Here is an 18,649-nt window from a genome sequence, read left to right as displayed (position 1 = left end):
GCGGACGCGGTGGTGCCGCCAATTCGCTGCCCGACAGTGATACTAGATTGCTAACCTAGCTCTTACACACGATGGGCGCGCTTAGGCTATGCTCGCTAGAGCCTGTTATGGACCTGCGGCGGAGTAATCACCAAGTTTGCAGGCATGAGCACCGTCCGCAAGCCCTACCCGTCTGATGTAACTGATGAAGAATGGGTTTTGGTTGCGCCGTACCTGACCTTGCTGGCGGAGGATGCCGGACAACGGGCCCATCCGCTACGGGAAGTGTTCAACGGCCTGCGATACATCATCAAGACCGGCGCGCAATGGCGCTGGATGCCAAATGACCTGCCGCCCTGGGCAGCGGTCTACCAGCAGGCGCAGCGGTGGTTGGCAGCGGGCTGTTTCGAGGCGCTGGTTGACGATTTGCGGGCGGTGCTCCGCCACGCCTTGGGCCGCTCAGCAGAGCCAAGCGCCGTCATTCTCGACAGCCGTACCCTGCGGTCCTCGCCGGAAAGCGGGCAGCGTGCGGGCTATGACGGTGCCAAGCGCAAAAAGGGCTCGAAGCTGCATCTGGCGGTCGATACGCTGGGCAGTCTGCTGGCACTGCACGTCACTGCGGCTGATGTCGACGAGCGGGTTGAGGTCGGCCGACTGACCCGGACGGTGCAGGCCGTGAGTGACAACAACGTCGAGGTTGCGTTCGCCGATCAGGGCTACAATGGTCCCAACGCCGCCGCGGCCGCCGAAGCCAACGGTATCGAACTGGTTGTGGTCAAGTTGCCGGAAGCCAAAAAGGGTTTTGTCTTGCTACCGCGTCGCTGGGTGGTCGAGCGGTCGTTCGCTTGGATGACCCGCTTTCGGCGCCTGGTCAGGGATTATGAACGATATGCCAGTACTCTGGCAGGATTTCACCTCATTGCATTTGTATGCCTCATGCTCAAACGCGTCGCTTCACTGGCGGTAGGTTCATAACAGCCTCTAGTGGATAAAATCCAACGTATAGGTCCGTTGAATTTATCCACTAGGCTTTGATTTGGTGGGCCGATTCACCTAACGCTTGGGAACCAAACGTTAGGATTGGAGTAATAGGGGCAAAAGTTCGGGCAAGTTATGTAAAGTCGAGTTTTGTTGCACTTCCTTCCGTTGCAACGGTGGCAGATTTCCGCTGTTCCGTTGCTTGAACTTAGTTTATGCTGCACCTGCGTGCCCAGGGTTGTGCCCCTCTTACGGATCGGACCACTAAGGTTTTATTATCGCTGATGTCCAATCATGATTACGCGGTCCTACTTCGTTAGTCAGCCTGCATCATCAGGCGATGGCAACCTGGTAAACCCGCCTCCGCGCAATCGCTCTTCCATCGCCCCCAAGCGGCGGGAAATGTCGGAGAAATGTTGGGAAGCGGTGGCCGAGGCAACCGCAGCCGCCGCTCCCTTAGCCTCCGCAACCAATATTTCCTCGCGCGCTTTGACGTGTTCTTCCAGCTTGGTGAGCCGGTTCTTAAGGTCCTGGATTTCGTCAGCCTGTAGGTCGATTAGCTTTCGATGGGCCGCTTCCAAATTAAACAGCCGGTCAAACCGCCGGGCTGTGTCCAGCCAGGAAATCGGATTAAACGCCATCGCGGGATTTAGATGCCGTAGCGCCGTAGGGGCTTCTGGGTAAGAGCCTCTTCGACAACCAATTCGCGATCTATCCGCGCGAATATCATGTCTACTTCCTTATCTTCTTCAGCAATCGCCTTTTCGGCCATCTCTACCAAAGAATCCATCTGCCCAGGCTCAAGAACGTTGACCCCGCTACCCACATGCTTGAACACCCAACCTTGTATGCGCTCACTTGCAGCGGAAAATTTATCTTTATGTTCGTCTCTGTCATTCGGGGCTCTCATACGCTGGATGAGATCATTAATGCCACTTTGAGAGGCCGAGACCGCGTTCGCCCGTCCAACGCGCTGAGGCCCGGGACTAGGTCGGCCAGACTTGGTGTCAGGCTGCTTTGGTGGCCTCATGCCACCTACATAGGCAGAAACCAGCCGGTTTGAAAGCCCATCGGTGCCCGACCTGACCGGGTATCCAGTCGGCTTCTATCGCACGTATCGCAGGCACGCGCTGTGCCAGTGGCTGGAAGCCGACCTCTGGCACCGGCGGCCAGAGGAGGTTAGCCATCCATTCGGCGGCCATGGCATGGTGAGAACGGTCACTGCCGCCATGACTGGCACCGCTATTGCATACAACGGCTTTAGAAAAATGTCGGCGGGGGCGGCCAATGCGGATCGACGCGGAACCCTACGAGTACGACCTTGATCTGAAATCGGCCGCGCTGCTGATCATCGACATGCAGCGCGACTTCCTGGAGCCAGGCGGCTTCGGCGAAATGCTTGGCAACGACGTCGGCCAGCTCCGCCGCACCATCGAGCCCATCCGCGCCCTGCTGGCCGCCTGGCGGCAGGCCGGGGGTCTGGTGATGCACACGCGCGAAGGCCACCGCCCGGATCTGGCCGACCTGCCGCCGGCCAAGAGAATCCGTGGGCGCGGCATCACCTGCATCGGCGACGCTGGCCCGATGGGCCGCATCCTGGTGCGCGGCGAAGTCGGCCACGACATCATTCCCGAACTTTACCCCGCCGCCGGGGAGCCGGTGATCGACAAGCCCGGCAAGGGCGCCTTCTTCGCTACCGACCTGCACGCCATTCTGCGGAACCGCGGCATTTCGCAGATCGTGGTGACAGGCGTAACTACGGAAGTCTGCGTCAACACCACCGTGCGGGAAGCCAACGACCGCGGCTACGACTGCCTGGTGGTAGCGGACTGCTGCGGATCATACTTCCCTGAATTCCATGAAATGGGGCTACGGATGGTAAAGGCCCAGGGCGGTATCTTCGGCTGGGTCGCGCCTTCCCGCGCGGTCATTCAGGCGCTGCGGGACGTGACATCATGAACCCGAGCATGACAAGCGGCTTGCGGCCGAAATTCTGGGTGGCGGGCGACTGGAACGCATTGTTTGGCTTCGGCACCAATATCCTGGTCAACGTCCTGGTGCTGACCGGGCTGCTGCGTTTCGTGCTGAAGATGCCGGATGCCCTGGTATTCGGCCGCATCCTTCCAGCGCTCGGCCTCATGCTTTGCCTCAGCACGGGATACTACGCGTTCCTGGCCTGGAACCTGGCGCGCAAGACCGGGCGAACCGATGTCTGCGCGCTGCCGTCCGGCATCAGCGTGCCGCACATGTTCGTCGTGACGTTTGTGGTGATGCTGCCGATCAAGCTTGCCACCAACGATCCGCTGCAGGCGTGGGAGGCCGGGCTGACCTGGGTGTTCATCCAGAGTTTCGTGCTGATGGCGGGCGGCTTCATCGGGCCGTATATCCGCAAGATCACGCCACGCGCCGCGCTGCTTGGCTCGCTGGCGGGGATTTCCATCACCTTCATCTCCATGAGCCCGGCGGCGCAGGTCTTCACCACTCCGGTGATCGGCATCATCTGCTTCGCCGTCATCCTGGCCAACTGGTTCGGCGGCGTGCGCTATTTCCGTGGCGTGCCTGGCGGCCTGGTGGCGATCGCCGTCGGCACGGTGATCGCCTGGGGCTCCACGGCCGTGGGGCTGAACTACGGCGACCTCAGTCTGACCAAGCTAGGCCTGTCGGTATCGAATTTCGGTTTTGCGTTTCCGCTGCCCGCGGTCGAGCACACCTTCGGCGGCTTCAAATACCTCGGCATCATCCTGGTGACCGCGATCCCGTTCGGCATCTACGACCTGATCGAGGCACTGGACAATGTCGAGAGCGCTGCCGCAGCCGGCGACAGTTTCCCCACAACGCGGGTGCTGACCGCGGACGGCGTGATCAGCCTGATCGGCTGCCTGCTGGGCAACCCCTTTATCAACGCGGTGTACATCGGCCATCCTGGATGGAAGGCGATGGGTGGGCGGATCGGCTACTCCGCCGTGACCGGTCTGCTCGTGCTGATACTGACCTGGTTCGGCATCATCGCCGTCATGAGCGCGCTGATCCCGGTCGTCGCGATCCTGCCGATCCTGCTGTATATCGGCATGCTGATCGGATCGCAGGCGTTCCAGGAATCGCCGCATCGGCATGCGCCGGCGATCGTGCTGGCGCTGCTGCCGCAGATCGCCGAGTGGGGCAAGACTCAGATCGACAATGCATTGGGTGCCGCCGGCACGACGGTCCAGGCGGTTGGCATCGGCAAGCTGGCGCAGGTGGGCGTGCTGTATGACGGGCTGGCGACCCTGGGCGGTGGCGCCACCTTGGCCGGCATCATCCTGGGCGCGATCACCGTGTTCATCATCGACCGCGCCTTCGAGAAGGCTGCCGCCTTTGCATTGGCCGGGACGATCCTGACGTTCTTCGGCTTCATCCATGGCGCGAACGGCATCGGCATCGGCAGTTCGCCCGAGGTGTGCGTGGGTTACCTGGCGGTCGCTGGACTGCTGTTCTTCTGCTCCCGCTACGCGGCGTTTAGTCCGATCGTTGCCGCGAACCACAGTGCGGCGCAGGAAGCCGACTGACCGAGGCGGTCGCGGCATGGTCCAGGAAAGGCACGTTTGAAGCATCCCGCGTAATTCATGTATGCTAACTGCCCTGGGCGATCACGCTCTCGCCGGCGGATCATGTTGGAAGAAACCACCGTCACTCCACCCGCAGGAACGCCCCCACCAATGCGTCGAACCCGGCTGGGTCGGTAATGTTGCAGGCATGGCCGCCGTGATCGAGCAGTTCCAGCCGCCCCTGGGGCAGCCGTTCAGCCAGCCGCACCGAACAGGTGGAAGGGACCAGCACATCGTCGCGCGTGGCAATGACAAGAGTCGGCGCGGCGATGGCGGGAACCGTCGCTTCGATATCAAATGCCTCGATGGCGCCGATGCGCCGCAGCACGGTGTGCGCCGGCGGGAAATGCGCCAGGCCCGCCGCATCCTGTTCGGCAAGCCAGCCTGTCCGGTCGGCCATCCACCACGCCGGATACAGGAACAAAGGCTGCGCGGCGACATAGGCGGCCGGACCCGTGTTCAGCAGCAGGCTCTTGCGCGCGGCGAAGCAGCGCAGCGTGTGCGGATGGGTCTTCGCCCAGGCGTTCACCACCACAAGGCGGTCGATCAGCGCCGGCCGGTCCAGCGCGAGCCGCAGTCCGATCAGGCCGCCCAGTGCGTGGCCGATGAAATGGCATGTCTCCACCGCCAGTTCGTCCAGCAGCGCAGCGGCCTCCGCCGCCATGTCGGCGATCGCGTAATCCTGAGGCAGGCTGTCGGAACTGCGCCCGGTTCCGCGCTGATCGTAGGTGATGACGCGGAACGTGCGCGCCAAGGCCGGGAGCTGCGGCGTCCAGTAATGCGCCACGCCCCCCAGGCCAGACGACAGCAAGACGACCGGCGCGGCCGGATCGGTCCGGCCGTGGACTTCGTAGTGCACCGCTGGCTACTTCTTGCCCACATGTGCGATGCTGGCGATCTCCACCAGCGCGTCTGGCTTCACCAGGCCGCACTGGATGCAGAAGCGCGCCGGCTTGTCGCCAGGAAAATACGCGGCGTACACCTTGTTGATCGCGGCGTAGTCCGCCCAGTCGCGGATAAAGATCGAGTTGAACGTGACATCCGACATGGTGCCGCCGGCGGTCTCGATGACCGACTTGATGCTGGTCAGCACATGCGCGGTCTGTGCCGCCGCATCGCCGACATGCACGACGTTGTTCTGCCCGTCGAACGGCAAGGTGCCGGACACATAGACGATCCCGTCCGCCAGGGTTCCGGGCGAGAACGGCGCGATAGGCGGCGTGCTGTCGAGCGGCACGACAACAGTTTTGGGCATGATGCAACCTATTTGCTGGAGGACGGAGCGGCCTGGGAAATCGCGCCGCAGAAATCCGCGACGGTGGACACCCAGCCGAAGAATTTTTCCACGTTGTAGAACGCCGCCTGCCGAACGAAATCCGGACCGGCGTGATGCACGGCATCTTCCAGTACAACCGCGAAATATTCGAGATGGAACGCGTCTCGCAACGAAGACTCGACGCAGACGTTTGTCGCGACGCCAGTGAACACCAGGTTGCGAATGCCGCGGGCGCGCAACGTGCTGTCGATGTTGGTGTTGAAGAACCCGCTGTAGCGGGTCTTCGGGATGACGATATCACCGGGCCGCGGCGTCAGCGCATCGACGATCGCGTAGTCCCAGGTGCCCTTGGCCAGCAGCGTGCCTTTCAGTTCAGGCCGAGCGCGCATGGTCTTGAGAGCATTGGATTTATGGTAGTTGGGGGAGCCGGCGGTGCCGGCCTCGACATAGTCCTTGTCCCAGCCGTTCTGGAAGAAGATGACCGTCACGCCGGCGGCGCGGGCGGCGTCCAGCACGCGTCTTGTGCCGTTGATTGCGACAGGCGCACCGGAGACGTCGAAGCCGGCGATGTCCAGGTATCCGCCGGGCGTCGCATAGGCGTTCTGCATGTCCACGACGATGATCGCGGTTTCCGACGCTTTCAGACGCAAGGCTTCGGGCCGAGCGGGCAGGGTGATGCTGTCGGCGCGGGCCTCGGGGGCGGCGTAGCCGGTGGCAACCGGTGCATTCATCAGGCGACCTCCACGGTATTCAGCAAGGACTGGCGGGTTTTCATCAGCGGTTGGATACGGGCGCCGAAATCCTCCACGCCTTTGATAAAGTCGTCAAAGGTCAGCAGCACGCCCTCGGCGCCGGGAACCGTGGCGACCTCGTCCAGCAGACGAGCGACGGTTTCATATGATCCGACCAGGGTACCCATGTTGATGTTCACCACGGACACCGGGTCGACCATCTGTCGCACGTTGGTATCCTTGCCGGAGGTCTTGTCCACCGCCGACTGCTCCACCAACCAGGCGACGGCCTGCTGATCCGTGCCGGCCTTGTAATGCTCCCACTTGGCGCGGGCGGCCTGATCGGTTTCGTCAGCGATGATCATGAACAGCACGTAGCTGGTGACATGGCGGCCGGTGGCGGCATTCGCCTCGATCAGCTTGGCCGCGGTGGGGGCGAAAGCGGTCGGCGTGTTGACGCCCTTGCCGAAACAGAAATTGTAATCGGCGTACCGCGCGGAAAATGCCATCCCGGCGTCACTTTGACCGGCACAGATGATCTTCATGTTCGCCTGCGGGCGCGGACTGAGCCGGCAGTCGGTCATCTGAAAGAACTTTCCGCGATGGTCGGAGTGTCCGGTCGCCCATAGCTCGCGCAGGATCTGGACGTACTCGGCGACGTACTCGTAGCGGCTGCCAAAGTATTCGTCGCCTGGCCACAGGCCCATCTGCGAATACTCCGGCTTCTGCCAGCCAGTGATCAGGTTAAGCCCGAAGCGTCCGTCGGAGATCGAGTCGATCGTCGAGGCCATGCGCGCGGCGATGGCGGGTGGAATGACCAGTGTGGCGCAGGTAGCGAACAGCTTGATGCGGGTGGTCACCGCCGCCAAACCGGCCATCAGGGTGAAGGATTCTAGGTTGTGGTCCCAAAACTCCGTTTTGCCGCCGAAGCCGCGCAGCTTGATCATCGACAGCACGAAGTCCAGCCCGTATCGCTCCGCGGTCAGGGTGACCTGCTTGTTGAGCGAGAAGGTCGGCATATACTGCGGCGAACTTTCCGAGATCAGCCAGCCGTTGTTTCCAATCGGGATGAAGACGCCAATTTTCACGCCAGCCTTGCTCCCCTGGTCAATGTCGATGGTTAGGTCTGCGTTGATATCCGGGTCATTGCAAGCAAGAACAACGCCAATCAAGGCTGCCGTCGCGGGCCGGACATGCCACGGATTGCTTCATCGCCGCCACAGGATTGGATGTCCACCTGGACGTTAGGCTCGGATCTTGCTGCCGCAGCCCGGCCGGCCCTACCGTGGGGGAAAGCGCGATACAGGCAATCAAGCGCGACGCACCAGGGCAGGGACACGGCGATGCCAGAATACGCTATTGTTATCAAGCAGCAATTGAGCTTTCCATGGCGGCGGCCGCAACCCGTGCTCGGCTATTGTTGTCGGTCGGTGGCCGGCGCGATGGAAGGCGATGGCAAGACCAACCCATGCTCCGGCCACCGACCGCGTGGTGACTACGTCGCCCCCGCCACGCTGATCGCTCCCGCGCCCTGAATGTCCAACGGCATCGACGTGGCGCGCGCGCGTCAGGCAGCCGAAGTGACGATCGGCGCGATGCTGCTGGCGCGCGCGCGGCTGCATCCCGACCGGCCTGCCATTATCGACGGCGCACGGCGGTTCAGCTTCGCCGCGTTCAATGCGCGCGTGAACCAACTGGCAGTGCTGCTGCGCACACTCGATATCACGCGTGGCGACAGGGTGGCGATCCTGTCGGAAAACCGCGCCGAATATCTTGAACTGATGTTCGCCGCCGGCAAGATCGGCGCGATCGTGTGCGCATTGAACTGGCGCCTCGCGGAGCGGGAACTGCTGCATTGCGTAACGTTGGTCTCGCCCAAGGCGACGTTCGTCTCGCCCGCTCACGCCGCGGCCGCCGGCCGGCTCGGAACCGCCCCAGCCGAGACCATCTTGTTCGGCGACGACTACGAGCAGCGCCTGGCGCGCGCCAGTACCAATGAACCCGAAATCGCGGCGCGGGCCGAGGATGGGCACGTCATCCTGTACACCAGCGGCACGACAGGCAACCCGAAAGGCGCGCTGATCAGCCACCGTGCGCAGCTCGCTCGCCTGCACTCAAGCTGCGTGGATTTCAGCCTGGCGCCGGGGGATGTGTTTGTCGCCTGGGCGCCGATGTTTCACATGGTCTCCACCGACCAGTCGATCCAGGCGCTATGCCTCGGCGGCAAGGTGGTCATCATTCCCGGCCTTGATGTCGATCGCATTCTGCATGCGGTCGAGACCGAGCATCTCTGGTGGCTGGTGGTAATGCCCGGCATGATCGAGGACATCATCGCCGGGGCGAGGCGCCGCCGCACCGTGCCGCGCGGGATCAAGCTGATCGGGGCGATGGCCGATCTGGTGCCGCGTCATCAACTGGCGGAAATCACCAGCCTGCTGCGGGCGCCCTATGCCAACACGTTCGGCGCGACCGAAACCGGCCTGCCACCCGCATCGGCCGGACGGATCCCGATCGGCGGCACCCCAGACCGTCTGTCCAAGCAGCCGAGTGCGAGCTGCGTGTTCCGGCTGGTGGATGCGGACGACCGGGACGTGCCGGATGGCACGCCGGGCGAACTCGCGCTGCGCGGACCGACGTTGTTCAGCGGCTACTGGAATGCGCCGGACACCAACGCGCATGACTTCCGCGGCGGCTGGTTCCACATGGGCGACGTCTTCGTCCGCAACCCGGATGGCACGCTCGACTTCGTCGACCGGGTCAAATACCTGATCAAGTCCGGTGGCGAAAACATTTATCCGGCGGAGATCGAACAGGTGCTTCTGCGCGATCCCAGGGTCGCTGACGCGGTGGTGGTCCGCTGCGCCGATGCGACCTGGGGCGAAGTGCCGGTGGCCTTCGTCGCCCGCCGCGACGAAAGCCTGACCGAGGCCGACCTCATCGAGGCTTGCCGGCGCGATCTGGCGCGCTACAAGCGCCCCAAGGACATCCGCTTTATCGGCGTTGAACATCTGCCGCGCAGCACCACCGGCAAGATCCAGCGGCACGAGGTGGAAAAATGGCTGACCCGACAATGAATTGTCGATGCCCTCTCGGGCAACACATCGTGCTCTCGGCCTTCACGAAAATCGCGAGAAATCCGGCTTGCGCTTTTCCACGAACGCGGCGAAGGCCTCCGCCGCCTCCGGGGAGTGGAGACGCTGGTGGAACAGCACCAGTTCCTGTTCGATCCGGCCTGGGACATCGCGGCGGCCATTCTTGATCAGCGCCTTGGTCTGCCGCACCGCTTCGGGCGGCAGGGCCGCCAGGCGGGACGCCACGCCGCGCGCCGTGGCCAGCAGGTCGGCATCCGCCACCACCTGATTGACGAATCCCCACTCCCGCGCCGTTTCCGCATCCATCGGCTCGCCCAGCAGCAGCAGCGCACTGGCCCGCTGATGCCCGACCAGGAGGGGAAACAACAGGGAACTGGCCGCTTCGGGTACTAGACCCAGGCTGGTGAACGGCATCACGAACCGCGCCGAACGCGCCGCGATCACCAGGTCGCAGTGCGCCAGCATGGTGGTTCCGACGCCGATCGCCGCCCCGTTCACCGCCGCCACCAGGGGTTTGGCCAACCCGGAAAGCGCCACCAGGAACGGCGAAGCGGGCGTCGGCGTGTCGGTCGTTGCCCGACCCTGAAAGTCCTTGATGTCGTTGCCGGCGGTGAAGGTGTCGCCGGCGCCGGTCAGCAGCACGACGCGGATCGAGGCATCCTCGTCGGCGCGTTTGAACGCCGCCTCCGTCGCCTGGTACATCGCCCGGGTCAGCGCGTTCTTCTTTTCCGGCCGGTTGAAAACGATTTCCAGCACCGGCCCGGTTTGCTCGACGATCACCTCGGTCATGGCATCCCTCCCTTGACGCAACGGTATCGATGGCAACCCGTAGTGGCAATATGTCTGAAACCTCTTGCGCCGACCGCGGGTGTTCGCCCAAAAGCCAGGCATGGCCACGCACTACTATACTGTCACCTGGGACCAGCTTCACCGTGACGCGCGCGCGCTGGCTTGGCGGCTGATGCAGGACGGCCCGTTCACCGGCATTGTCGCGGTCAGCCGCGGTGGCCTGATCCCCGCCGCCATCATCGCGCGGGAGCTGGACCTGAGGCTGGTGGAAAGCGTCTGCGTCGTCACCTACCAGGACGAGGCGCGTGGCGAGCCGCGGATCACCAAGCCGCCCGCCGCGGCCGGCGACGGCACCGGCTTCCTGATCGTCGATGACCTGGTAGATTCCGGCACCACGGCCCGCGTGGTCCGCAAGCTACTGCCGAAGGCGCATTTCGCCTGCATCTACGCCAAGCCGCTGGGACGTGATACGATCGACAGCTTCGTCACCGAGGTCTCGCAAGACACCTGGATCCTGTTCCCCTGGGACACCGAGCCGCAGTTCATCGAACCCCTTGCTCGGCGCGGCGCGCCTTGATCTGTTGTAGTCTCGGAGGTTTCGCGCACAGATATTGAACACGCCGGCGCTGCTCATCGAGTTGCCACTGCCCCGAGGGTAAACGACCACCTACAGGTCCGCGATGCTGTCAGCAGGAGGTTTCGCATGAACATCGAGACGGCAAGGTTGATCCTGCGCCGTCCAGTGCTGGCGGACGTGCCAAAGCTGTTCGAGTTCCTGGGCGATGCCGAGGCAATGCGATATACCCATGCTGATGGCTCGCTGCGCGCGTGCCGTCGCCGCATCGCCGTCCACGAGTGGTGTCGTCGTTGCACCGGCTACGCTCCCTGGACGATCGGCATGAAAACGGACGGCCGGATCATTGGCTGGGGTGGCCTGTATGACGATCCGTTTGAGCCGGGCTGGGGTGTCGAGATCGGTTACTATTTCCACCCATCGACGTGGGGGCGAGGCTATGCGACGGAGCTGGCGATAGCCTGCACCGCCCTGGCTGACCATGTTTTGCGACTGCCCGAGATCCGAGCTTTCGCCCGGCCTGAGAATGCTGCTTCGCGGCGTGTGTTGGCGAAGGCCGGCTTCGAGATGGTGCGGTTCGTCCCTGAGACGGGGCGCTTGCTTTACCAGCGTGGCCGACAGCACCAGTCGTCAGTCGTCTAGCCATGCGGCCCGCTGCCATAAGCTCTATCCTGGGCTCTTTTTGGTGACCCGAGTAAATCCTGAACGACGGCGATCGATGTATCCGGTTCTGGCGGTCGCCATGGCAAAGCGGCGCGGCCGATGGGCCACCTCTTCCGCTGGTCCGGATGAAATAGTGTCATGACCCAGCGGATCGCCGTGATCGGCGCTGGCCCCGCCGGGCTGATGGCGGCCGAGGTGCTGGCCCTGGCCGGCCGCGGGGTGACCGTGTTCGACCAGATGCCATCGGCCGGGCGGAAACTGCTGATGGCCGGGCGCGGCGGGCTGAACCTGACGCACGCGGAAGCCTTGCCGGTTCTGCTGTCGCGTTACGGTTCCGTGCGAGACTGGCTGGCGCCGATCATCGCGGCGTTTCCCCCTGACGCGCTGATCGGCTGGTGCAACGGGATCGGCCAGCCGACCTTCGTCGGTTCCAGCGCGCGCGTGTTCCCGCGGGCGATGAAAGCCTCGCCCCTGTTGCGCGCCTGGCTGCGACGGTTGGATGACCTCGGGGTGCGGTTGCGGCTGCGGCATCGGTGGACCGGCTGGGATACGGATGGCGCGCTTTGTTTTGCGACACCCGAGGGACCGGCGCGAGAGCATCCCTGCGCCACGATCCTCGCCCTTGGCGGTGCCTCCTGGCCAAGGCTTGGCGCCGATGCGCGATGGATTGACCATCTGCCGGGGCTGGTGGCGCCGTTCCGCTCGGCGAACTGCGGCTTTGTGGTGGACTGGTCGGCGCATCTGCGGGATCGCCTGGCCGGCCGGCCGCTGAAGCGCCTGGCCATCCGCTTCGGATCGCACCGCGTGCTGGGAGAAGCGATGATCACCGCCCATGGCCTGGAGGGCGGCGCGATCTATGCCCTGTCGGCCAGGCTGCGCGATGCGATCGAAAGCGGGGGTTCCGCTGTCATCCTGATCGATCTGCGGCCCGACCTGCCGGCGGATCTGCTGTCCCGACGCCTGGCGGAGCCGCGGCGCGGCCAGTCGCTGGCGAATGTTCTGCGTAAGTCCGCGGGCCTGTCGCCGGAGGCGATCGGGCTGGTCCAGGAAGCGCTGCATGGCGGTGCCGATCCGGCCGACCTCGCCGGCCTGATCAAGGGCATCCCGGTGCGCCTGGTCGCGCCGGTGGCGATCGAGCGCGCCATTTCATCCGCCGGTGGCCTGCGGCTGGACGCGCTGGACGCGTCGCTGATGCTGCGCGACCGGCCCGGCGTGTTCGCCGCCGGTGAGATGCTGGATTGGGAAGCGCCGACCGGCGGTTACCTGCTGCAAGCCTGCTTCAGCACCGGCGTCGCGGCGGCCAGAAGCGCGCTGGCATGGCTGGGTTGACGCTTGACGGATGGTCAAGCGGTTGCGCATCTAGCCCCGTCCATCCAAATCCAAGGTCTTGTACCGCAAGACAAACCGGGAGACACCATGTCCGCCAGCCGGCCACGCACGCTTTTCGACAAGATCTGGGACAGTCACGTCGTGGAGAAACTTCCAGACGGAACCTGTATCCTCTACATCGATCGGCACCTTCTGCACGAGGTCACCAGTCCTCAGGCGTTCGAGGGACTGCGCCTGGCCGGCCGCAGGTTGCGCCGCCCGGACATGACGATCGCGGTAGCCGACCACAACATCCCGACGACCGACCGCAGGGCCGGGATCAAGGAAGCCGACAGCCGCCTTCAGGTCGAGACGCTGGAGAAGAATGTCATCGAGTTCGACGTGCCCTACATCCCGATCCTGGATGTCCGCCAGGGCATCGTCCACATTATCGGGCCGGAACTGGGGCTGTCCCTGCCCGGCACGACGATCGTCTGCGGCGACAGCCACACCTCCACCCACGGCGCGCTGGGCGCGCTGGCCTTCGGCATCGGCACGTCGGAGGTGGAGCACGTGATGGCCACGCAGACGCTGCTGCAGAACCCCGCCAAGAACATGCAGATCGACGTCTCCGGCACGCTGGGCTTCGGCTGTTCGGCGAAGGACATCGTGCTGGCGATCATCGGCAAGATCACCACGGCCGGCGGCAATGGGCATGTCATCGAATACACCGGCGACACGATCCGCGCGCTCGACATGGCAGGACGCTGCACCGTCAGCAACATGTCGATCGAGGCCGGCGCGCGGGCCGGGCTGATCGCGCCGGACCAGACGACGTACGATTACCTGCGTGGCCGGGAGTTCGCCCCCAAGGGCGAGGCGTTCGAGCAGGCCGTAGCCTATTGGAAGACCCTGCCGTCCGACCCCGAGGCGCATTTCGATACCGTGGTGCGGCTGACCACGGCGGAGATCGCGCCAATGGTCACCTGGGGCACCACGCCCGGCGCGGTGGTGCCGGTCACCGGCGTCGTGCCAGACCCCTCGAACGAGCCGGACGAGGGCAAGCGGTCGCAGATGCAACGGATGCTGGAATACATGGCGCTGACGCCGGGTCAGTCGCTGCGCGACCTGCCGGTGGACGTGGTCTTCATCGGCTCCTGCACCAACGGCCGGATCGAGGATATTCGGGCGGCTGCCAGCGTCGCCAAGGGCCGGCAGGTCGCCGATGGCGTGCAGGCGCTGGTGGTCCCAGGCTCCGGCCTGGTCAAGCGCCAGGCCGAGGAAGAAGGCCTGGACCGGGTGCTGCTGGAGGCCGGATTCGAATGGCGGGAGCCGTGCTGCTCGATGTGCCTGGGGATGAACCCGGACAAGCTGACGCCGGGCCAGCGCTGCGCCAGCACGTCCAACCGCAACTTCGAGGGCCGTCAGGGGCCGAATGGGCGAACCCATCTATTGTCCCCGGCAATGGCGGCGGCGGCGGCGGTGACCGGGCGTCTGACCGATGTTCGGCAGTTGGTTTGAGGCGGTGGGTGTGGGCGGTTAGCGTTGCGCATACGTCATGCCGCTCCAGCCATGGCGGCTGGGGCCTCATGCCGCGGCGTCTCGCTGGCAGTAGGGCAAAAAGCTGCTCCGTTGTTATGGCCGGCGGAGCGGAAGCTCGTTCTATCATCACGGCGGACGAGGAGAAACACTGGCCATCGTCACGCTAGACAAAATGAAACGCTACGCTATCGTCATGGCGGAAGGTGAAACGCTACCCTATCGTTATGGCGGACAAGGTGGCGCCATGGCCTATCGTCATGGCGGGCGAAGGCCCGCCATCCACGCCTTACGGTGCTTCAATCAAATACTTTGACTGTATCCCGCACTCAATGCCACCTCGGCGTGCGGTGGGGATGCAAAAGCGTGGATGGCGGGCCTTCGCCCGCCATGACGGAGTCACGCTGGCGGCGATGTCCCTAAAGCAGCGTAAGGTAAAGATCATACCATTCCGGGTTCATCTTTTCGATCAACCGCACCTTCCAGGCGCGCGGCCAGCCCTTGATGTTGGTTTCCCGTTAGATCGCCATCACGATCTCGTCGTGCGGCTCGAACCAGATCAGTCGATTCAGCCTGTAGCGGCGCGTGAAGCCGGCGACGCACCCCGTCCGATGGTCGAACGCCCTGCGCACGATATCCGCTGTCACGCCGGTATAAAGCGTCCCATTCCGTCGGTTCGACATAATGTAGACCCAGCCGCCTCGCATCGGGACATGCCTAACCACAAACCCTTAACAACATGTGCATCGGGGGTCAGCAAACCGCCGATCGCGCTCTCTAGGTCAGGGAAAACCCATCATGGACGCCTTCACCACGCTCACCGCCGTTGCAGCACCAATGCCGATGCAGAACATCGACACCGACAAGATCATCCCGGCCCGCTTTCTGAAGACCATCAAGCGCTCCGGCCTGGGCGTGCACCTGTTCGACCCGCTGCGCTTTGACAAGGAAGGCAACGAGAAGCCCGACTTCGTTCTTAATCAGGAACCGTTCCGAAACGCCCAAGTCATCATCGCGCACGAGAACTTCGGCTGCGGCTCGTCGCGGGAGCATGCGCCCTGGGCGCTGCTGGACTTCGGCATCCGCTGCATCATCGCGCCCGACTTCGCCGATATCTTCTACAACAACAGCTTCAAGAACGGTATCCTGCCGATCCGCCTGCCCCGCGCCGTCTGTGACCAATTGATCGACGACGCGAAACTCGGTGGCAATGCGCGCGTTACCATTGAACTGGGACGCCAGGTCGTCATCCGCCCAAACGGTGAGGAAATTCACTTCGACATCGATCCATTCCGAAAGCACTCGCTGCTAAACGGATTGGATGATATTGGTCAGACATTGCAGCACGAAACCGCTATCGATGGCTTTGAGGCTTCCCGCCGCGAAAGCCAGCCATGGCTGCCGTCAACCGCTGCATGAACCATGGGGGACCGCCGATGCCCGCCAACAAGAAGCTCCTGATCCTGCCTGGTGACGGTATCGGTCCGGAAGTGATCCGCGAGGTGCGCCGCGTCATCGACTGGATGGATCGGCGTCGCGTTGTCACGTTCGACGTCTCCGACGACCATGTGGGCGGGTCGGCGATCGACACCCACGGCACGCCTATAACGGATGCAACCCTGCAGAAGGCGAAGGATGCCGACGCCATCCTGTTCGGCGCCGTCGGCGGCCCGAAATGGGACACGCTCGGCTTTCAGCTCCGGCCGGAGATCGCCATCCTGCGCCTGCGCAAGGAGCTCGACCTGTTCGCTAACCTGCGGCCAGCGACGGTCCTCGATCCGCTGGTCGACGCCTCCACCCTGAAAGCCGACGTGGTGCGCGGACTGGACCTCATGATCGTGCGCGAAAGCACCGGCGGGATCTATTTCGGCGAGCCCCGCGGCGTGGAGACACTGCCCGACGGGCAGCAGCGTGGCTTCGACACGGAAACCTATACCACCAACGAAATCGAGCGCGTCGGCCGCATCGCCTTCGACCTCGCGCGCAAGCGAAAGAACCGGCTCTGCAGCGTGGAAAAGGCCAATGTCATGCAGTCCGGCCTGTTCTGGCGCCAGACCATCACCGCACTGCGCGACCGGGAGTTTCCGGACGTCGAACTGGCGCACATGTATGCCGACAACTGCGCCATGCAGCTTGTTCGCAACCCGCGGCAGTTCGATGTGATCGTGACCTCGAACCTGTTCGGCGACCTGCTGTCGGACCTCGCCTCCATGCTGACGGGCAGCCTGGGCATGTTGCCCTCGGCCACGCTGGGCGCGGTCCAGCCGTCCGGCAAGCAGCACGCGCTGTATGAGCCGATCCATGGCAGCGCCCCGGACATCGCCGGCAAGGGCATCGCCAATCCGCTGGGGCAGATCCTGAGCTTCGCGATGCTCCTGCGCTACTCCTTCGGCTTGAACGACGACGCGGCGCTGGTCGAGATGGCGTGCGTGAACGTGTTGAAGAACGGACTGCGCACCAGCGACATCATGGGCCGGGGTTCGGCCCGCGTCGGCACCGGCGTGATGGGCGAGTCGATCCTGCGGGAGTTGGACAAACTCGCGGCTTAGGGGTTGCCCGCCGGCGGGGGTTCGGTTACACCCCCGCGCCTGACTGCGCCCGTAGCTCAATTGGATAGAGCACCAGACTACGAATCTGGGGGTTGGAAGTTCGAGTCTTTCCGGGCGCGCCAGTGAAATCAGCCGGCTTCAGGATTTATCCTTATGGCGTGGTGTTTCTGGCAGGCAGTATCGGTCACGCCTGCGGCAGCGCAGCCACTGCCGTAGGTCCCGGCATCAATAACCCGCCACTCCGCTGCATATCTCACTATCCTGACCAAGGCCTATAACGCCTGCCCACGGAGCGACAGATCGTAGCTGCCTCATGATTTGACATGACGTCGGAGGATCACGCTTCCGACAAGCAGCCATCTAACGGCAGTTACGCGCAGAGTTCTGGTCATGCCAAGAAGAAGTGCGCCGGAGTTGCGTGCAGAAGCCAAGCGACTTTGTGCCTGCGTCGCTGCGGGCGGTGCCGCGCGCTTGCGGACCACGCTGCTCGAACTCGCCGATGAATTCGAGCGGGAGGCCGCCGAAGTCGGATCGCAGTCAGCGGATGATGAGAACACCTCCAAATCTGATACAAGATATCAACCGGCGAAAAAAGTGACACCGACCGCGCCGCCTTTGTCGTGCCGACGCTCAGGGCATGGAACCGTGCTATGAGTTCTGTTTGACACGATCGACAGAGTGCGGTGCGAGATCCGCAACCGCGATTTGTCGCGGCAACCCATGCTTTGTTTCGATGGCGGCCGAGCGACTGGTTATACTACCCCCCCGGTTTCGAAGCTTGCGACTTTGGCCAAGGGATGTTGATCGCCCTCATGCTCGATGCACCCAGGAATCGGACCAACGGCGTTGTTGTTGCGTTGCGTCACGGCGGTCATCCGGGAACACGCGGCGCCCAATTCACCGCCGGAACCCGCATCGTTCCAGCGCTGCCATCATATGTGGCGGCGGTTCGGCGATCGCATCGACCGGCGGGTCCAACGGCAGATGGATCGAGCGGGCCAGCAGATGCAGTCCATCGCCCCGGATGCCGTATCGCTCATCCGCCAGGATCGGCGTCCCCAGGGCCACGCAATGCACCCGCACCTGGTGCGTCCGCCCCGTCCTTGGCTGCAATGCCAGCCAGGTCAGCCCATCGGCACGGCCCAGCACCTGCCAGTCCGTCACCGCTGTCTGTCCGGCGGCGTCGATGACCATGCGCCAGCCGAGCGGGCTGGTCTGCCGGCGCAACGCGGCTTTGATGGTGCCGTGCTCGCCCCGAACCGCCCCATCCACCACGGCCCAATAGGTCTTCCGCGCCGAACCCGTGGCAAAACAGGCCTGCGCCGCCAGCAGCGCGGCATGCCGCAGCGCGACCACCAGGCAGCCGGCGGTATCGGCGTCCAGCCGATGCGCCAGCCACGGGCCATCCTTGCGGCGGGACAGCAGCGGGAACCAGTCCTCCACGCTGCCTCCGCCCGCCGGACCGGCATGCACCGCCAGCCCGGTCGGCTTGTCGAGCACGACGAACCGCTGATCCCGGAACAGCACGACAGGCGAGGACAATGTCACAGCCCAGGCCTTACGCACGCCCATCGCACCGCCGCAAGC

19 protein-coding genes and 1 tRNA gene are annotated in these 18,649 nt (G+C 63.9%); 11 read left to right on the top strand and 9 right to left on the bottom strand.

What is annotated here, in order from left to right; genetic code table 11:
* Positions 1 to 144: 144 nt before the first annotated feature.
* Positions 145 to 954 carry an IS5 family transposase gene (locus ACQY4S_RS17730; RefSeq protein WP_428483489.1) on the top strand — a complete coding sequence of 270 codons (810 nt, stop codon included), beginning with the start codon at positions 145 to 147 and terminating at the stop codon, positions 952 to 954.
* A 323-nt stretch (positions 955 to 1,277) separates the two neighbouring features.
* On the opposite strand, the gene ACQY4S_RS17725 is transcribed toward ACQY4S_RS17730, so the two are convergent.
* Positions 1,278 to 1,598 carry a hypothetical protein gene (locus ACQY4S_RS17725; protein WP_428486555.1) on the bottom strand — a complete coding sequence of 107 codons (321 nt, stop codon included), beginning with the start codon at positions 1,596 to 1,598 and terminating at the stop codon, positions 1,278 to 1,280.
* An 8-nt stretch (positions 1,599 to 1,606) separates the two neighbouring features.
* Entirely contained in the window at positions 1,607 to 1,867 is a 261-nt protein-coding gene (locus ACQY4S_RS17720; RefSeq protein ID WP_428486554.1) for a hypothetical protein, read from the bottom strand.
* Positions 1,868 to 2,244: 377 nt separating this feature from the next.
* Between ACQY4S_RS17720 and ACQY4S_RS17715 the strand changes: the two genes are divergently transcribed.
* Positions 2,245 to 2,916, top strand: a complete 672-nt coding sequence (locus ACQY4S_RS17715) for a cysteine hydrolase family protein (protein ID WP_428486553.1) — start codon at positions 2,245 to 2,247, stop codon at positions 2,914 to 2,916.
* An 8-nt stretch (positions 2,917 to 2,924) separates the two neighbouring features.
* Positions 2,925 to 4,502, top strand: a complete 1,578-nt coding sequence (locus tag ACQY4S_RS17710) for a hypothetical protein (RefSeq protein WP_428486552.1) — start codon at positions 2,925 to 2,927, stop codon at positions 4,500 to 4,502.
* A gap of 121 nt (positions 4,503 to 4,623) precedes the next feature.
* On the opposite strand, the gene rutD is transcribed toward ACQY4S_RS17710, so the two are convergent.
* From rutD to rutA, 4 genes are read right to left on the bottom strand one after another with little or no spacing between them, the layout of a single operon-like run.
* Complete coding sequence (gene rutD / locus ACQY4S_RS17705) at positions 4,624 to 5,400, bottom strand: pyrimidine utilization protein D (protein ID WP_428486551.1); 777 nt, start codon at positions 5,398 to 5,400, stop codon at positions 4,624 to 4,626.
* A 6-nt stretch (positions 5,401 to 5,406) separates the two neighbouring features.
* Positions 5,407 to 5,796, bottom strand: a complete 390-nt coding sequence (gene rutC / locus ACQY4S_RS17700) for a pyrimidine utilization protein C (RefSeq protein ID WP_428486550.1) — start codon at positions 5,794 to 5,796, stop codon at positions 5,407 to 5,409.
* 8 nt (positions 5,797 to 5,804) lie between these two features.
* Positions 5,805 to 6,548, bottom strand: a complete 744-nt coding sequence (gene rutB / locus ACQY4S_RS17695; protein ID WP_428486549.1) for a pyrimidine utilization protein B — start codon at positions 6,546 to 6,548, stop codon at positions 5,805 to 5,807.
* On the bottom strand, positions 6,548 to 7,636 hold the full coding sequence (gene rutA, locus ACQY4S_RS17690) for a pyrimidine utilization protein A (RefSeq protein ID WP_428486548.1): 1,089 nt from the start codon (positions 7,634 to 7,636) through the stop codon (positions 6,548 to 6,550). The genes rutB and rutA overlap by 1 nt, the downstream gene beginning before the upstream one ends.
* Positions 7,637 to 8,083: 447 nt before the next feature.
* Here rutA and ACQY4S_RS17685 point away from each other — a divergent pair, with 447 nt between their 5' ends.
* Positions 8,084 to 9,622 carry a class I adenylate-forming enzyme family protein gene (locus ACQY4S_RS17685; RefSeq protein WP_428486547.1) on the top strand — a complete coding sequence of 513 codons (1,539 nt, stop codon included), beginning with the start codon at positions 8,084 to 8,086 and terminating at the stop codon, positions 9,620 to 9,622.
* 42 nt (positions 9,623 to 9,664) lie between these two features.
* On the opposite strand, the gene ACQY4S_RS17680 is transcribed toward ACQY4S_RS17685, so the two are convergent.
* Positions 9,665 to 10,429, bottom strand: a complete 765-nt coding sequence (locus tag ACQY4S_RS17680; RefSeq protein ID WP_428486546.1) for an enoyl-CoA hydratase — start codon at positions 10,427 to 10,429, stop codon at positions 9,665 to 9,667.
* A 100-nt stretch (positions 10,430 to 10,529) separates the two neighbouring features.
* Here ACQY4S_RS17680 and gpt point away from each other — a divergent pair, with 100 nt between their 5' ends.
* From gpt to leuC, 4 genes are all read left to right on the top strand, one after another.
* The gene (gpt, locus tag ACQY4S_RS17675) at positions 10,530 to 11,006 is read left to right on the top strand and encodes a xanthine phosphoribosyltransferase (RefSeq protein ID WP_428486545.1); all 477 of its coding nucleotides are present in this window, start codon (positions 10,530 to 10,532) and stop codon (positions 11,004 to 11,006) included.
* Between the two features lie 126 nt (positions 11,007 to 11,132).
* Complete coding sequence (locus ACQY4S_RS17670) at positions 11,133 to 11,645, top strand: GNAT family N-acetyltransferase (RefSeq protein WP_428486544.1); 513 nt, start codon at positions 11,133 to 11,135, stop codon at positions 11,643 to 11,645.
* Positions 11,646 to 11,804: 159 nt separating this feature from the next.
* Positions 11,805 to 12,995: a TIGR03862 family flavoprotein gene (locus ACQY4S_RS17665; RefSeq protein WP_428486543.1), complete on the top strand. Its 1,191-nt coding sequence runs from the start codon at positions 11,805 to 11,807 to the stop codon at positions 12,993 to 12,995.
* 87 nt (positions 12,996 to 13,082) lie between these two features.
* A complete protein-coding gene (gene leuC / locus ACQY4S_RS17660) occupies positions 13,083 to 14,495 on the top strand; it encodes a 3-isopropylmalate dehydratase large subunit (protein WP_428486542.1) in 1,413 nt (470 codons plus the stop codon).
* Positions 14,496 to 15,031: 536 nt separating this feature from the next.
* On the opposite strand, the gene ACQY4S_RS17655 is transcribed toward leuC, so the two are convergent.
* On the bottom strand, positions 15,032 to 15,220 hold the full coding sequence (locus tag ACQY4S_RS17655) for a GIY-YIG nuclease family protein (RefSeq protein ID WP_428486541.1): 189 nt from the start codon (positions 15,218 to 15,220) through the stop codon (positions 15,032 to 15,034).
* 91 nt (positions 15,221 to 15,311) lie between these two features.
* Here ACQY4S_RS17655 and leuD point away from each other — a divergent pair, with 91 nt between their 5' ends.
* The 3 genes from leuD (at position 15,312) to ACQY4S_RS17640 (ending at position 17,184) form a co-directional block, all read left to right on the top strand.
* The gene (gene leuD / locus ACQY4S_RS17650) at positions 15,312 to 15,932 is read left to right on the top strand and encodes a 3-isopropylmalate dehydratase small subunit (RefSeq protein ID WP_428486540.1); all 621 of its coding nucleotides are present in this window, start codon (positions 15,312 to 15,314) and stop codon (positions 15,930 to 15,932) included.
* 17 nt (positions 15,933 to 15,949) lie between these two features.
* Positions 15,950 to 17,062 (top strand): 3-isopropylmalate dehydrogenase, encoded by a 1,113-nt coding sequence (leuB, locus tag ACQY4S_RS17645; protein ID WP_428488445.1) that lies wholly within the window; start codon positions 15,950 to 15,952, stop codon positions 17,060 to 17,062.
* 45 nt (positions 17,063 to 17,107) lie between these two features.
* A tRNA-Arg gene (locus tag ACQY4S_RS17640) sits at positions 17,108 to 17,184 on the top strand.
* A 775-nt stretch (positions 17,185 to 17,959) separates the two neighbouring features.
* Here ACQY4S_RS17640 and ACQY4S_RS17635 read toward each other — a convergent pair.
* On the bottom strand, positions 17,960 to 18,634 hold the full coding sequence (locus ACQY4S_RS17635) for an RluA family pseudouridine synthase (RefSeq protein ID WP_428488444.1): 675 nt from the start codon (positions 18,632 to 18,634) through the stop codon (positions 17,960 to 17,962).
* Between the last annotated feature and the right edge of the window lie 15 nt (positions 18,635 to 18,649).

Source organism: Rhodopila sp. (assembly GCF_965276935.1).
Taxonomy (GTDB): Bacteria; Pseudomonadota; Alphaproteobacteria; order Acetobacterales; family Acetobacteraceae; genus Rhodopila.
Note: the sequence above shows the minus strand (reverse complement) of the source record. Positions and strands in the feature narration are given on the sequence as shown.